The sequence below is a fragment of the Mycobacterium sp. BMJ-28 genome, from assembly GCF_054404835.1.
In genome coordinates, this window is record NZ_CM136783.1 from 1,650,918 (window position 1) to 1,665,201 (window position 14,284).

General features: G+C 65.0%; 13 protein-coding genes. 4 read left to right on the forward strand and 9 right to left on the reverse strand.

Translation table 11 applies throughout. The annotated features are described in order from the left end of the window. Window positions 1-46: 46 nt before the first annotated feature. Both ACXPWS_RS08240 and ACXPWS_RS08245 read right to left on the reverse strand, forming a co-directional pair. A complete protein-coding gene (locus ACXPWS_RS08240; protein WP_458711972.1) occupies window positions 47-787 on the reverse strand; it encodes an SDR family NAD(P)-dependent oxidoreductase in 741 nt (246 codons plus the stop codon). Between the two features lie 54 nt (window positions 788-841). Next, entirely contained in the window at window positions 842-1,990 is a 1,149-nt protein-coding gene (locus ACXPWS_RS08245; protein ID WP_458711973.1) for a Rieske 2Fe-2S domain-containing protein, read from the reverse strand. 104 nt (window positions 1,991-2,094) lie between these two features. Between ACXPWS_RS08245 and ACXPWS_RS08250 the strand changes: the two genes are divergently transcribed. Both ACXPWS_RS08250 and ACXPWS_RS08255 read left to right on the forward strand, forming a co-directional pair. Then, window positions 2,095-2,763 carry a hypothetical protein gene (locus tag ACXPWS_RS08250; protein ID WP_458711974.1) on the forward strand — a complete coding sequence of 223 codons (669 nt, stop codon included), beginning with the start codon at window positions 2,095-2,097 and terminating at the stop codon, window positions 2,761-2,763. Window positions 2,764-2,909: 146 nt separating this feature from the next. Next, a complete protein-coding gene (locus ACXPWS_RS08255) occupies window positions 2,910-3,533 on the forward strand; it encodes a flavin reductase family protein (protein WP_458711975.1) in 624 nt (207 codons plus the stop codon). A gap of 64 nt (window positions 3,534-3,597) precedes the next feature. Here the strand turns inward: ACXPWS_RS08255 and ACXPWS_RS08260 are convergent, their stop codons facing one another. The 5 genes from ACXPWS_RS08260 to ACXPWS_RS08280 are packed head-to-tail and all read right to left on the reverse strand — an operon-like array spanning window position 3,598 to window position 10,738. Next, the gene (locus ACXPWS_RS08260; RefSeq protein ID WP_458711976.1) at window positions 3,598-5,235 is read right to left on the reverse strand and encodes a bifunctional 3-(3-hydroxy-phenyl)propionate/3-hydroxycinnamic acid hydroxylase; all 1,638 of its coding nucleotides are present in this window, start codon (window positions 5,233-5,235) and stop codon (window positions 3,598-3,600) included. Then, window positions 5,232-6,773: a bifunctional 3-(3-hydroxy-phenyl)propionate/3-hydroxycinnamic acid hydroxylase MhpA gene (gene mhpA, locus ACXPWS_RS08265; RefSeq protein WP_458711977.1), complete on the reverse strand. Its 1,542-nt coding sequence runs from the start codon at window positions 6,771-6,773 to the stop codon at window positions 5,232-5,234. Before mhpA ends, ACXPWS_RS08260 begins: the two co-directional genes overlap by 4 nt. A 28-nt stretch (window positions 6,774-6,801) precedes the next feature. Then, the gene (locus ACXPWS_RS08270; RefSeq protein ID WP_458711978.1) at window positions 6,802-8,688 is read right to left on the reverse strand and encodes an acyl-CoA synthetase; all 1,887 of its coding nucleotides are present in this window, start codon (window positions 8,686-8,688) and stop codon (window positions 6,802-6,804) included. Continuing rightward, window positions 8,685-9,620, reverse strand: coding sequence for a fumarylacetoacetate hydrolase family protein (locus ACXPWS_RS08275; RefSeq protein ID WP_458711979.1), 936 nt, complete (start codon window positions 9,618-9,620; stop codon window positions 8,685-8,687). Before ACXPWS_RS08275 ends, ACXPWS_RS08270 begins: the two co-directional genes overlap by 4 nt. Next, the gene (locus tag ACXPWS_RS08280) at window positions 9,617-10,738 is read right to left on the reverse strand and encodes a VOC family protein (protein WP_458711980.1); all 1,122 of its coding nucleotides are present in this window, start codon (window positions 10,736-10,738) and stop codon (window positions 9,617-9,619) included. Before ACXPWS_RS08280 ends, ACXPWS_RS08275 begins: the two co-directional genes overlap by 4 nt. Window positions 10,739-10,871: 133 nt before the next feature. Between ACXPWS_RS08280 and ACXPWS_RS08285 the strand changes: the two genes are divergently transcribed. Next, window positions 10,872-11,534: a TetR/AcrR family transcriptional regulator gene (locus ACXPWS_RS08285; protein WP_458711981.1), complete on the forward strand. Its 663-nt coding sequence runs from the start codon at window positions 10,872-10,874 to the stop codon at window positions 11,532-11,534. A gap of 2 nt (window positions 11,535-11,536) precedes the next feature. Here the strand turns inward: ACXPWS_RS08285 and ACXPWS_RS08290 are convergent, their stop codons facing one another. Both ACXPWS_RS08290 and ACXPWS_RS08295 read right to left on the reverse strand, forming a co-directional pair. Further along, a complete protein-coding gene (locus tag ACXPWS_RS08290) occupies window positions 11,537-11,731 on the reverse strand; it encodes a ferredoxin (protein WP_458711982.1) in 195 nt (64 codons plus the stop codon). A gap of 12 nt (window positions 11,732-11,743) precedes the next feature. Further along, window positions 11,744-12,931 carry a cytochrome P450 gene (locus ACXPWS_RS08295; protein WP_458711983.1) on the reverse strand — a complete coding sequence of 396 codons (1,188 nt, stop codon included), beginning with the start codon at window positions 12,929-12,931 and terminating at the stop codon, window positions 11,744-11,746. Between the two features lie 380 nt (window positions 12,932-13,311). On the opposite strand from ACXPWS_RS08295, the gene ACXPWS_RS08300 reads away from it, so the two are divergent. Beyond that, window positions 13,312-14,280 (forward strand): esterase family protein, encoded by a 969-nt coding sequence (locus ACXPWS_RS08300; RefSeq protein WP_458711984.1) that lies wholly within the window; start codon window positions 13,312-13,314, stop codon window positions 14,278-14,280. The last annotated feature ends 4 nt before the right edge of the window (window positions 14,281-14,284 follow it).

The following is a 14,284-nucleotide window of genomic DNA, read 5'->3' on the forward strand; positions in this document are numbered from 1 at the left end:
CTAGAGCGGGTGAGGCGGTTGTGAGGTGGACAGGGACCGGGGGCTGCTAGCCCGCGCCCTTGCCATTGTCGACGCGGTACACCGCGCCGTGGACAGCAGAGGCGGCATCGCTGGCGAGGAAGGCGATGACATTGGCCACCGACAGCGGCGACATCATCCCGCGCGGTGCTGCGGTACGCATGATCAATTCGAAGTTCGCTTCTTCTGGCGCAGTGAACTTCTCGATCTGCGGGGTGATCATGCCCCCAGGGCATACGGCATTCACCCGCAAACGGTCTGCGGTGTACTCGACGGCAAGTGCTCGGGTGAGCCCGATGAGTGCATGTTTGGCCGCGCAATAGCCGGCCGAGTAGGCCTGGCCCTCGACGCCGGCGATCGACGCGACATTGACGATGCTGCCACCGCGTTCGAGCAGGTGCGGCAGCGCCGACCGGCACAGATAGAAGGGGCCGTTGAGATTGACAGCAAGGTCACCTTCCCAGTCATGGTCGGTCATCGACTCCGTGCGCCGCATCTGATGCTGTCCGGCGACATTGACGAGGACGTCCAACGCCCCGAACTCACCGAGGCACTGTTCGACTGCTGTCCTGCATGCGTTCGGAGACGTGATGTCCAAGGCCGCGTGCGAGCCACCGTGAACGTTCGCGAACACCGATGCCAGTCGGTCCCGATCGCGACCGATCCCGAACACGGTCGCGCCTTGTTCGGAGAACAACCTCGCCGTTTCGGCCCCTAGTCCAGACGAGGCGCCGGTGACGAGGGCGATCTTGCCGTGCAAAGCGGTCATCGATGCTGATCTCTCTTTTCGGTTCTGCGTGGTTGTCCAATGCCGGGAAGGCGATCAGCGGAGGTCGGCGGATTCACTTGCGCGCCGGATGTTCTCGGCGACCTCGTGCTGCCAGAACGTGTTGGCGTGAGTTGTGTCGACTTCGAGTTCGAAGCGGTCGGTCATGTCCGGTGTCACGTCGGCGAGGTCGACGTAGAACTGTTCGTACCACCGACGGTGTTGATAGACGGGCCCGTCCTCTTCGGTGAGAAGAGGATTATCGATGCGTGCCTTGTGCTGCCAAATGCGGACGTCGTCCATGAAGCCTTCGCCGAACGATTTCGCCATTGATTTCGCCAGTGCTGCGGCCTTGTCGCCGGTTAGGCCTGGAAGGTTCTGAACGGCGACACCCCACTGAAGCACGAAGGAATCGTGGGTAACCGGGTAGTGGCAGTTGATCAGGGCGACCTCGATGGTGAAATTCGGGGCAACGTCGTTGTGCAACCAGTTGATCATGTAGGAAGGGCCGAAGTAGGTCGCTTCGGATCTCAGTTTGGTTCCCTCCCAGAGCTTCTCAAAATTCGGCGTGGCGTCAGGACGAGGATTGGAATCCATGAATTGGGTGGCGGTGTGGCCTTCGATGACGTTCTTGAAGTATGTCGGGTAAGCGCGGTGAACGTAGAAGAAGTGCGCCATGTCGACGTTGTTGTCGACTATCTCCCGACAGTGCGAACCCTCGATCAGGAGCTTGTTCCACACCCACGGTGACCAGACTCCGCCGGCGTATCCCTCGATCTCGGGGGGAAGGAGCTCCGGTGGTGGGGATGACCCCTCGGGGTCGTGCCATACCAGGAGTTGGCCGTTGACTTCTCTGGTAGGCCAGCGTCTGGTGCGGGCGAGGCGCGGTGTCCGCTTGGCGTAGGGAACCAGGGAGCACCGTCCTGTTGACCCCTGCCAGCGCCAGTCGTGGAATGGGCAGGCGACGGAGTCCCCCTTGACGGATCCTTGGGAGAGATCGCCGCCCATGTGGCGGCAGTACGCGTCCAGTGTGTGAAGTTCGCCGGCGTCGTCTCTGAAGATGACGAGCTTCGTGCCGAATGCGTCGACACCGTGCGGGGTGCCGTCGGAGAAATCGTCGGCGAGTCCGAGGCAGTGCCAGCCCCGAGCGAATCGCTCCATGGGCTTACCCGTGTCGATCTCCCGGACGTCTTCGTGGCCCGCCATGTGTCCCCCTTGGTCGTCTGCTCGTCGTCCGCGGCGTTCCCGTCCGTCATGCACGTTAAGCGATATTGCTTAATAGTTCAACGCACGCACTTAAATGACCATGCTTGAATGGCTTCATGAGCACGCCTTCGGACCAGCGCGACCACCCCCGTCAGCGGCTGCTCTTGGCAGCGGAAGTTCTGATCGCAGAGCGCGGCGCGGCGGTGCCGTTGCGAGACATCGCCGTAGCTGCCGGTCAACGCAACAATTCAGCAGTCAACTATCACTTCGGGTCTCGCGATGGCCTCATTCAGTTCGTCGTCGACGAGCGCACCGGGGCGATGGAGCAGCGGCGCGGTCGCCTTCTCACCGAATCGATCGGCACCGATCTCCACCTACCCGAACTGGTGCGGATTCTCGCCGAACCAATGCTGATCACGCCCTACGAACAGGGATCGACCCACTACGCGAGGTTCGCAGAACAAGTCCGCGGGCATCCCGTCATCGTTCAGTGGTTGCGTGGAAGAGGGGAGTGGACGGCCACCAAGAAGCTGACCGATCTCATCGCCGCGCAGTTGACTCATCTCTCGGTATCCGCACGGCGCCGCCAGATCGGGGCCATGAGCACACTGCTGTTTGCGCTCGCGGCGGACCGTGAAAGAGCTCTCGCCGAAGGCCATTCGGCACTGTCCCACGATGAGATCATCGCCATCCTGACCAGTGCCTTGCGCGCTGACGTCGCCGACGTGCGTCCGGCCGGGTCGGTTCACACGCAGGCAGCGTCGTCACGCTGAGTTGCTGCCGGCGTCGGCGTGACGGCCACACACCGCGTGATGCCCGCTCGACCAGTACTATCCGACACCGGCCGAGAACAAGTCTTGGACTGTTGAGACGCTGGGGATTCACGTCATGACCCCGGCCGCGGAGAGTGAGGGTTGGCATGGCAGGCGATGATGCACACTTCTACCGGCCCGCCGACGGCACGGGTCTGCCGCATGACCCGTTCAATGCGATCATCGGACCGCGCCCGATCGGCTGGATCTCCACTCATGATGCCGGTGGCATACGAAACCTGGCCCCGTACAGCTTCTTCAACGGTTTCAACTACCACCCGCCGATCATCGGGTTCTCGTCGATCGGCTGGAAGGACACCGTGGCCAACGTCGATTCCACCGGCGAGTTCGTGTGGAACCTGGCGACCCGCTCATTGGCCACCCGGATGAACGAGACGGCAGCCACCTTGCCGTCCGAACAGGACGAGTTCGTTCGTGCCGGTCTGACGCCAGTGCCCTCAACCGTGGTTTCGGCGCCCCGGGTGCTCGAGAGCCCGGTCAACTTCGAATGCAGGCTGACGCAACTGACTCGGCTTCAACGAGTCGACGGCACCGAATTGGACACCTGGCTGGTACTCGGGGAGGTCGTCGCGGTACACATCGATCCGAGATGGCTCGACGACGGCATCTACAACACCGCCGGGCCACAGCCCATACTGCGTGCCGGCGGTCCCGCCGACTACGCCGAGGTCAACGCTGACGTGATGTTTAAGATGACGCGACCGGCCTGACCCGAGGTCGGTCACGCCGGGCCCATCGAAACACCACACAGCATCATCGCTGCAATTGCCGCCTTCATCGCGAGGCCTGTTCTTCTGCGCGTTGCGCGGTGACCGGGAGATAGAACTTCGGTGGCGCCAGGGAGGTGGCGTCGTCGGTGGCCTGATACACGTACCGATCGGGCCGGACGAGCAGATAGCGGGTGTCGTTGACGCTGAACGCATCCCAGAGTTGACCGGTGGGGTCGCCGAGTTCGCCGTCGCCGACCACCGACGTACCGGGTCGGATCGTCAGGAAGCGCGCGCCGATTCGCTGCCAGGTACTGAGATGCGCGGCGGTCATTTCGTGGCGAGGATCGACGTCGAGGCCGAGAATGCTCCAGCTGGTGCCGAGTGCCTGATCGACCTGGAGCTGCTGCGCCTGCCCTATTGCCACCCGGGCCGGGGCCAGCAGATAACCCACCGGAAGCCGTTTGCGCGGAACCGTTGCAAGACAACCTGGGCCCAGTGGGGTGGGTTCGACAACCTTGCGGGTTATTGCGGTGGTCAGGCCGGGCACCCGGCCTGCTGCCCGCAGCGCGAAATCGCGAATACGCGCGACGGTGCGGTTGGGTGGCATGACCAAGCGGCCGAAGAAGATTGCACGGTTGGTCATGGCGTCGTGGTGGGGTTCACGTTCGCTTTGGTAGGTGTCCAACAGGTCGTCGACCGCGTGGCCGGCAAGCACAGCATGGAGTTTCCAGACCACGTTCGCCGCATCGCGGAACGCGCCGGAAATGCCCTGGCCGGCGAATGGTGGCATGACGTGGGCGGCATCGCCCAACAGCAGCACCCGGCCGTTGCGCCATTGCTGGGCTTTACGGACGTGGAAGGTGTAGGACCAGGTACGTGCGATCTCGATGTCGTCGGCGGTCACGCCCTCCTCGGCGAGCATGCGCCAGACGTTGTCCGATTCGAGCATTGCGTCGGCGTCTTCGCCGGGATTGATCCGCCACTCCCAGCGGTAGTAACCGCCGGGGCAGGGGCAGCGCACCCCGGGCCGGGTGGGGGAACATACGAAGTCGAAATGCGGACCACGATGCAGCGGCCGCTTTGTGCGCGCCTGCACATCCATCCACTGCTCGGAGTAGGACTTGCCGGCGAACTCGATGCCCAGCTGTTTGCGCATCGGGCTGCTTCCGCCGTCGCAGGCCAGCACGTAGCGAGCCTGGACCAGACGGTTGGTGCCCTCGGCATCCTCGACCCGGAGGGTGACAGCTTGGTCGCCTTGGTCGACGAAATCGGCGGTCCACCCGGCGAGCACCTCGACATGCGGCCATCGCGTGAGTCCCTCGCGCAGTGCGTGTTCCAGTAGCGGTTGGTGGAAGAAATTGGCTACCGCGTGTCCGGTATGGCGGGCGGGCCCGGTGGGGCCGGTGATGAACGGTTTGCCGTTGAGACCGATGAAGCGCGCCGTCACCCCGAGGTGCATATGCGCAGTGACCTCTTCGTAGAGACCGAGATTCTCGATTGCTCGCAGTGCTTCGTCGTCGAGTGCGATCGCGCGTTGGCGTTCGAAGATGGCGAGATCCCGCTCGACGACCAGTGTTCGCAATCCCAGCTGGCCGCACGCATTCGCCGCGGCGGCGCCTGATGGGCCCAGCCCCACTATCACCACGTCATAGATCGCGGATTCTGTACCGCCGTCGGCCGTCGGCCACTGGTGAGGGTTCATGGCTGTCCTTCAGTCCAGCGGAAGTACGGAACCACCGCGAGCAGGTCTGCGACCCGCCTGGAGGTCGCCATTACCGTGTGATCGGGTCTGATCAGTGCCGCGCCGGTGCGGCCGCGGCGTAACCATCGGGCCAACGCGGTACCGGGAGCGGCGAAATACGATGTGGCACCGCGCTGTTCGATCAGCGATTGCTGGCCCGACGTGAGCGGTACCGCGGTGATGAGCGCGAAACCTGGACCCAGGGCGTCATCGACCCGGCGGCCGTCGGGCAATGCGGCATTCGGGCACAACGTACCGGTCAGTGACCGGGGGCCATACCGGCGTTGCACAAAGAACGAGCGATGCAGCGCCGGTGTCGATGAGTCGACGATCCGATTGCGGACACCCGGGATCAGGTTCAGCCGTGGCACGGCGATGCGACGTAGCACCGTGCCCGCCCTACCGCCTGCGGTCATGAATCTGCCGACAGCCAGGGCCAGTCGAACCATGGCTCGCGCGTGCGGCTTTCGCTCTGCTTCATAGCTGTCCAGGGCGATCGGCGGTAGGTCACCGGACAGCACACCAGCCAGTTTCCATGCGAGGTTGTTCGCATCCCGCAGCCCGGCGCCCATGCCCTGCCCGATGAAGGGCGGGGTGAGATGAGCGGCGTCGCCGAGCAAGAAAACGTTGCCTCGGCGCCAGTGGTCGGCGAGCTGCGCGCGGAAGGTGTATTCGGCAACCCGGATGAGTTGAAGCTGGTCGTCCCCTACGGTTGCCGTCCACGGCGCGATCAGCGGCTTGAGCTTGGCCAGGTCGGCGAACTGCCCGGCGACCTCTTGGTCGAGCAGCTGGAACTCCCACCGGTAGCGGGCATCTCCGATACGCATATAGGTCCCGGCCCGTGTCGGATCGCAAACCTGGTGGACGCCCTCCCACTGGCCAAGATCTGCGGTGGTTTCGACATCGATCACCAACCAGCGCTGCTGGAACCGCAGGTCATCCATCCGCGACCCGATCGCCGAGCGCACGAAGCTGTTGGCGCCGTCGCAACCCAGCACGTAATCCGCGTCCACGTACTCGGTGGTGCCGCCGTCGCGGTCGCGGTAAGCGACCCGGATCCGGCCATCTGCCCGTTGTTCGACACCGGTCACCTCGGAGTTGCCCCGCACTTCGATACCGGGGTAGCGCGCGAGGTTCTCCCGCATGACGGCTTCGAGCCGGGGTTGGTCGAACATGTTCGCTTGCGGAAAGCCGTTGGTGCCGGGGCGGATATCCCTGCGGAATTCGGCCAGGACGCGGTGGTCGTGGTCGCGCAGTTGCAGTCCGTGTGCCGGCCGGGAGATGGCCGCGAACTGTTCGGCGATGCCCAGCCGCGCAATGATGCGGTAGACCTCGTCATCCAGGTGTACCGCACGTGGTTGCGGATAGACCCCGTCCCAGCGGTCGAGCACGAGACTGCCGATGCCGTACTGCGCCAGCAATGTCGCCACGGTGGCGCCGGTGGGACCCGCGCCGACGATGACGATGGGTGGTCCCGCAACAGCGTGGTGCGAGTTCACGTGCGGATGCGCAATCACCTGACTGAGCTCACTGCGTGGCGACCATGCGATAGGTCACCGCATAGCGTGCCAACACGCGGTCGATGTCATCGCGGTGGGCCGGATCGGCAATTTCGACGCTGACCACCGGCGCTCCGTCCTCGATCAGCGCGTGAACGGAGACGCCGGGCCATCCGGACAATGCATCGGTGAAGACCTGACGGGCGGCATCGGCGCGCAGGGGCAGTTTGTACGGTTTGCCGATCGCGGTGACCGGCAACGCGTCCAGGATGGTCACCTTTCGGGGTGCGGCAGCACGTTCACCGACCTGGGTGGCGGCCCACTGCGTCAACTCATCACCGCTGACCGTGGACCCGGGATGCAGCGTGACGTAGGCGACCGGCAACTCGCCAGAATGAGCGTCCGGTGCGCCGACCGCGGCCGCGGCGGCGACGTCGCTATGGGTGAGCAGTGCGTCCTCGATCTGTGCGGGGTCGATGTTGTGCCCGCCCCGGATGATGAGGTCTTTGGCGCGGCCGGTCAGGTACACGAAACCGTCGTCGTCTACCCAGCCCAGATCCCCGGTGTCCAGCCGTCCACCATGGAGAGTGCCGCGCCCGTCGAGTTGCAGCCCGCGCTCGCTGCGGCCGGTTACATAGCCGGCGAATACGGTTGGCCCGTCGATGATCAACGTGCCGATCGCGCCGGGCGGGAGATCTTCCAGATGTCCTTGCTCAGTGACCCTGGCTGCGGTGATGTGTTGGTAGGGTAGGCGTTGGCCCACCGAACCGGGGCGGGGGTACTCACCGAAACTGCGAGCGCTCGCGCACGTCGCCTCGGTGAGCCCGTAACCCTCGACCAGGGTGATGCCGGTGTGGGATTCGAAGTCCTTACGCACCGCAGGCGGGAGCGCAGACGCGCCGACGACGGCGATCCGCATGCTGGAGATGTCGGCGTCGACCGGGCATTGAGCCAGCACCGCATAGACGGTCGGCACCGCGCTCATCGCCGCGATCCGATACCGCTGAACGATCCTCCAGAAGTTCGCATACAGAGCGGGATCGCGGTATCCGAGCGGACCTGCCCACACCACCTGCTGGCCACGCAGGAGCGGCGCGAGCAAGGTGATCACCAACGCATTGACGTGAAACAGGGGCAACGCCGCGAAGACGACCGAATCCTGGTCGAGGACGGTGTCGGCGGCGGCCACCATCCAGGCGTCGGTGACCTCATTGGCGTGGGTGTGCGCGGCGAGCTTCGGGGTTCCGGTAGTGCCGCCGGTGTGGAATATCGCTGCCAGGTCGCCAGGTTGGGGTGGCTCGCCGTCGAAGACTGCACCGTCGTATCCGGATGCCATGACCATCAGATATCCGACGGTGACGTCGGCCAGCGTGGGTGCCGGCTCGGTCGCCGCCGTGCCGGTCGGCGAAAGCAGCAAGACGCGGTCGATCAGACCGCTTTCGGCCAGTGCTTTCGCCAAATCCCAACTCGCCGTATCGAACCCGGGTGACGCGCTGATCACGGTACGGGCCCCGGACCGTGAGACGAGCTCGGTGACCTGCTCGGCGCTGAGCCCGCTGTTGATCGGTGCGGCTATCCCGGCCAGCTGCGCCGCCAGGGTTGCGGTGATCAATCCGTCGCAGTTCGGGGACAGCAACGCGACGACACTGTCGCGCTGTATCCCGGTGGCACGCAGGAAGTTGGCGATTCGGCGAACGTCCGTGGCCAACTGACCGAATGTCTGTGACGGGCCGTTCTGCCAGCGCGTGGCGTCCGGCAAGACGGTCACCGCGGTGGCGCCCGGCCACCGGATTGCCGCCCGCTCCAGGATCTGAAATGTCGAATCCGGCAGGCCCCGTTGGTGCAGCGGCATGCGCTCGACGTCGGGGAGGTCAGCGGGTCCGGCGTAGCGCGGCCACAGCTCACCGGTCGTCATGCGTCGACAACCGTCATCCGCTGGCTGCCGAGATCGATCGCACCGTCGTCGGTGGCCACCGACGACGTGACGACGTCGCCCTGCTTCAGGTACTTGGGGTTGGACGCCTGACGTTTGAAGAACGCTTTCCACTTCACCGCCGGCGGCAGCAACGCGCCGATCATCTCGATGGGTTTGGGCGGTGCGCTCAGCGCCGTGCCGGCCGGCGTGCCGGTCAGCACCAGGTCGCCGGCGGCGAGATCTTGGAACCGGGCCAGCGACTGCAACGCGGCCAGCGGCCGGTAGAGCATGTCACCCTCGACTACGGCGTTTTGGCGCTCAGCGCCGTTGACACTCAACCGCAGACGCAGGTCGCCGAAGCGGGCGAGCTCATCGGGATCGAGGAGGACGAGTTCGGGTCCGACCGGGGTGAAGGTGGGGTAGGACTTCGCCTCGTAGAACTGAGTCTGAGGCAATTGGATATCCCGCGCGGACACATCGTTGGTGATGACCAGTCCGGCAACGTAACTGGCGAGCTCGGACGCTGTCACAGCAGTACCGACCGGTAGATCGCGCCCGATGACCAGGCCGATCTCCACCTCGTAGTCGAGGAACCGCACATGCGCGGGCTTGACGATGTCGTCGAACGGGCCGCTGATGGACGCCGACGATTTGCGGAAGAACGTCAACGGGATGGTCTTGGGATCCATCCCGGAATCTCTGACGTGGGACTCGAAGTTGGTCATCTGCGCTACCACCCGGCACGGCCGGGTCACCGGTGAGAGCAGGTCCAGACTGTCCACCGCGACGGTGTCGTCGGTGACGGCGGCATCGATCGCGGCACGGTCGGCCAACAGTTGCGCGGTGGTGGTGGCGGAGGTGGCGATCTTGGCGGCGCCGCCGGCGGTCTTGACCCACCAGCCGTCGGAGGTGCGCAGGATGGAAATGCTCATGAGCGGGCAACTTTCAGTAGGCCGATGAGGCGGTGGACGTCGAACTCGTTGCGCTTCGGCAGAGCGGTGAGGATGGACAGGGCTTCGGCGCGGGCCGCGCGCGGGCTGGTGCCCAGAAAGTCAGCGCTCACCGGTGGACCCCACTGCGACAAGCCGCTTGCGGTGAACGGTGCCCACCCGGGTTCCAGGGTGTTGTCGAACATGTCGCCGTCGGCGAAGTGCTCGACCAGGAAGCCGTCGGGATCGCGCCAGTAGTCGAACAACTGGCTGCCCTGGATATGGCGGCCGATACCCCACGACCGGAAGTAGCCGCGCTGGCGCAGGTATTCCCCGCCGGCTGCCAGCGCGTCCAGATCGCTGACCTGATACGCCGAATGCACGTAGCGGTTTGCCGGCCCCAACGCCATGGCCAGCGTGTGATGATCGGCGGGCTCGGTGCCGCGGTCGCAGCGGATGAAGCTCATGGCCGGGCCGCGCTCGCGTTGGCCGGGGAAGAACAGGAAATCGCTGACGATCATCCCGAAGTTGTTCAGGTACCAGTTCAGTGCCTCGGCGTATTTCGTCGACTGCACGACCACATGACCGAGGCGCTGCACCCGGGCCGGTGCCCGGGGTGGCCGCTGGACGGCGTTGATTCGGACCACGTGGTCGCCGGTGTTGAACAGCAGCGGCGTCTGCGTGGGGAGCTGGGGGAGATCGTGGGTACCCGCCACGACCCGAACGGGGAATCCACTCGGATCGACAAGTCGGACCGCTGTGCCGCCGACGCTCTCGGGCAGCGGTTGCACGGGCGCGCCGGTCTTGGCGGCGAGCCGTGCCACGTCAGTTTCATCGGCGGCACGGAAAGCGACGCCGGTGAAGCGAGACTTCTCGCCGCGCCGCAGGATCACGCACGGTCCGCTCGCATCCGTTCCGCGCAAATGTAATTCATCGGGGGTGCGCAGCGTCGTCTGAAAGCCGAAGGCACGGGCGAAGGCCTCGGCACGCACCAGATCGGGTTTCTCGAACTCGAGCCAGGCGATGTCGCGGATTTTGATGGTGGGATTCTTCGCACGCCCGACGAATTCCCCGGGCAATGCACCGTGCTCGCTGTGCAGATCGCTGTGGCTACCAGCCATGTGCTGCCCACTCCTCCCATATTCTGATGAAATCGTCACATACGACGTAATGCTCAGTCAAGAAGAGTGACGATATCCTCAGAAATGAGTCGGCTGCTAGATTGAGCTTCTCTTCGAGTTGGGCGGGGTCGTGATGAGTGAGTTGGTGGAACCTGGCATCAGTCGGGTGCAGCGACGAAAGCAACGCACCCGCGCCGCGCTGATCGGCGCCGCGCAGAAATTCATCGCCGAAGGCCGGCTCAGCGTCCCCGTGCTGGACATCACCCAGGCTGCCGATGTCGGAATGGGTTCGTTCTACAACCATTTCGACAGCAAGGAAGACTTGTTCGCCGCCGCGGTGGCCGAAGCTCTTGATGCGCACGGCGCGCTCTTGGACGTGTTGACGTCCGATATCGAAGACCCCGCGGAGACGTTCGCTTGCCGGTTCAGGCTGACCGGGCGGCTGTTCCGCCGCCGCCCCCAGGAGAGCCAGATCCTGCTGGCCAATGGTGTTGCGTTGTTGACTTCGGACCGCGGATTAGCGCCCCGCGCGCTGCGCGATATCGAAGCCGCCGTCGGCGCCGGGCGGTTCACGGTCGAGGATCCGCACTTGGCATTGGCCATTGCCGGCGGCGCAATCATGGGATTGGGCGCCCTGCTGACCAGTGACCCCGATCGTGATGACGCCCAAGCCGCCGATTCCGTCACGGCCGACGTGCTGCGACTGTTCGGAATGTCCGCGGCGGATGCGGCCGAGGTCTGTTCCCGCCCGCTTCCCGACCTGGGTGCGATCACGCCGCCGCACTCGGCGGCGTGAGGTCAGGACCCGCGTAGCGCCGCGACCGGACATACGTCGATGGCATCCCGCGCGGCGCCGGCGAGGCCCTCGGGCACGTCGGTGTCGGTGAACTCATTGACCAGATCTCCGTCGTCGTCGAAGGAGAAGATCATCGGAGCAGACTGGGTGCACAGGCCGTGCCCTTCGCACCGGTCCTGATCGACGATGACACGCATGGCTCGTCCTTCCTAGGCGGGTACCAGCTCCAGCGGCAGTCGCTGGTAGCGGTGAATGATGTTGTTGATTGCCCACGTCGGCGAGCCGGTGAGGTTGATGCGTTCCACCCGGGCGACCAGTTCCCGCAGAATGGCCGCAGACTCCAAGCGCGCCAATCCCTGTCCGGCGCAACCGTGGGTTCCGTAACCAAAACCCAAGTGCCGGTTGACATCACGGGTGATGTCGAAGGTGTCGGGATCATCCCATTCACGCTCGTCACGGTTGGCGGAGGCGTAGACGACCAGTACTCGCGAATCGCGTGGAATCCGCGAGCCGCCGATCTCCACGTCTGCGACGGCCTTGCGGGAGAACGCCCGCAACGGGGATTCGAGGCGTACGATCTCGTTGACGGCATTTGCGACGAGTGACGGGTCCTCCCGCAGTGCCTGCCACTGTTCGGGGTGGGCCGCGAAGAGGTACAGGGCGGAGCTGATGGCACTGATCGTGGTATCCAGCGATGGGGCCAGATAGTCGATCATCAGCGCCGAGCATTCCGAGCGGGGCAGCTCGCCGGCGTCGGCCGCGCGGAGCACATCGTCTCCCATGCTTCCGGGTAGCACGTCGCGATCGCGAACGACGCGGCGGGAGAATCGCAGCATCGACAAGGCGGTGGGCATGGTGCGCAGCCATTGTCGGTTCAGTGGGCCCAGCGAGTCGAAGGTGGCACCGGCCCATTCGATGAGGTGATCTCGGCCGTCCTCGGGCCATCCCACCAGGTCGGGTACCACCGCCACCGGAAGCGCGGTGGCGACGTCGCGGACTCCGTCGACGTAGCGGCGGGCAACCGCCGCTTCGACGACCGCCGCGGCTTGCCGATCGATGGCTTCCGCCATGGTCCGCAACGCCTTTGGCGTGAGGCGGTGGGCGAGTAACTTGCGTCGCCGGTCGTGGTCGGCGCCATCGCTGTTGAGCGTGGTGCCCCGGGAGAGCCGGTTGGTGAGCGGATTCAGTGCCACACCCTGACCGGAGGCGAAGCGAGTGTCGTCACGCAGCACCGTCTTGCATTCGGCATAGCGGGGTAGTGCGTAGACCCGCTGCCGCGGCAGCCACACCACCGCACCGAGTTGGCGTAGCCGGGCGTAATGCGGGTAGGGGTCACGTATCGCGCTGCGCGCGTAGATATCCCGTCGATACACCGGCGCCTTGGCGGTGTTGCTCATGGCGGCTCCCTCCCTGCGGCGGGTGCGGTGCGGCCCCGTGGTCACCACTACCAAATCAAACAATGACGATTTCGTCAAGTATGACTAGATCCAGTAATGGTGTCACCTCACCCGGCAACGGGAAACTGTGTCCGCGGCAGATTCTTCAACTTCCTCAACGCGCGCACGACCGCGCGGTGCTGCTCTGCCGTCGATGACGAAGTGTGCCGATACCTCGAACGAGGGCGACGATCGCGGGATCGGCGCCCCTGGAGTGGCATTCGCCTCGTGGCGTGGTGAATGTGAGAAGCCGCACCCCCGTCGCCCGAGGGGTTTGGCGAGCCCGGCCAATAGGGTAGTGGGACTAACCGAAGAGGTATGGCCGACGCGGGGTGAGAACATTGAAGAAGCAACTGCGGCGCTGGGCTGCAAGCATTTTGGCGATTGCCCTACTGCCCGCCCTGACCACCACGCTTGCCGGCGCCGGGACCGCGGCTGCGCAATCACGCCCGGGACTGCCGGTCGAGTACCTCCTGGTGCCATCGGCGGCGATGGGCCGCGATATCCGGGTGCAGTTCCAGCCCGGTGGTCCGCATGCCCTGTACCTGCTCGACGGACTGCGCGCCCAGGACGACTTCAACGGCTGGGATATCAACACCCCGGCGTTCGAGTGGTATTTCCAGTCCGGATTGTCGGTGGTGATGCCGGTGGGTGGCCAGTCCGGTTTCTACACCGACTGGTACCAGCCGGCAGTCGGCAACGGCGGCACCCAGACCTACAAGTGGGAGACGTTCCTCACTGAGGAACTGCCCGCCTGGCTCTCGGACCACAAGGGAATCGATCCGGGCGGAAATGCGGTGGTGGGGCTTTCGATGGGCGGTGCGCCTGCACTCACGTTCGCGATCTACCACCCTGACCGGTTCGTCTTCGCCGGCGCCCTGTCCGGGTTCTTGAACCTTTCTCAGGGGTGGTGGCCCACGCTGGTGGGTCTGGCGATGAACGACGCCGGCGGATTCCGTGCCACCGACATGTGGGGTCCGCCGATCGATCCCGCCTGGACCCGCAATGATCCGTCGTTACACATCCCTGAGCTGGTGGCCAACGGCACCCGCATCTGGATCTACTGTGGCAACGGCACCCCGGGTGACCTGGTTCCCGCCGCGGCGCAAGCAAATCCGGGGGCCGGCATCCTGGAAGGATTGACACTGCAGAGCAACCAGAACTTCCAGCAGGCCTACCTCGCCGCGGGCGGCAAGAACGCCACCTTCGAGCTGCCGCCGAAAGGCCTGCACGCCTGGGAGTACTGGGGTCAGCAGCTACAACAGATGAAGCCGGACATCCGGCGCACCTTGGGAATCCATACCGCCTAGCACC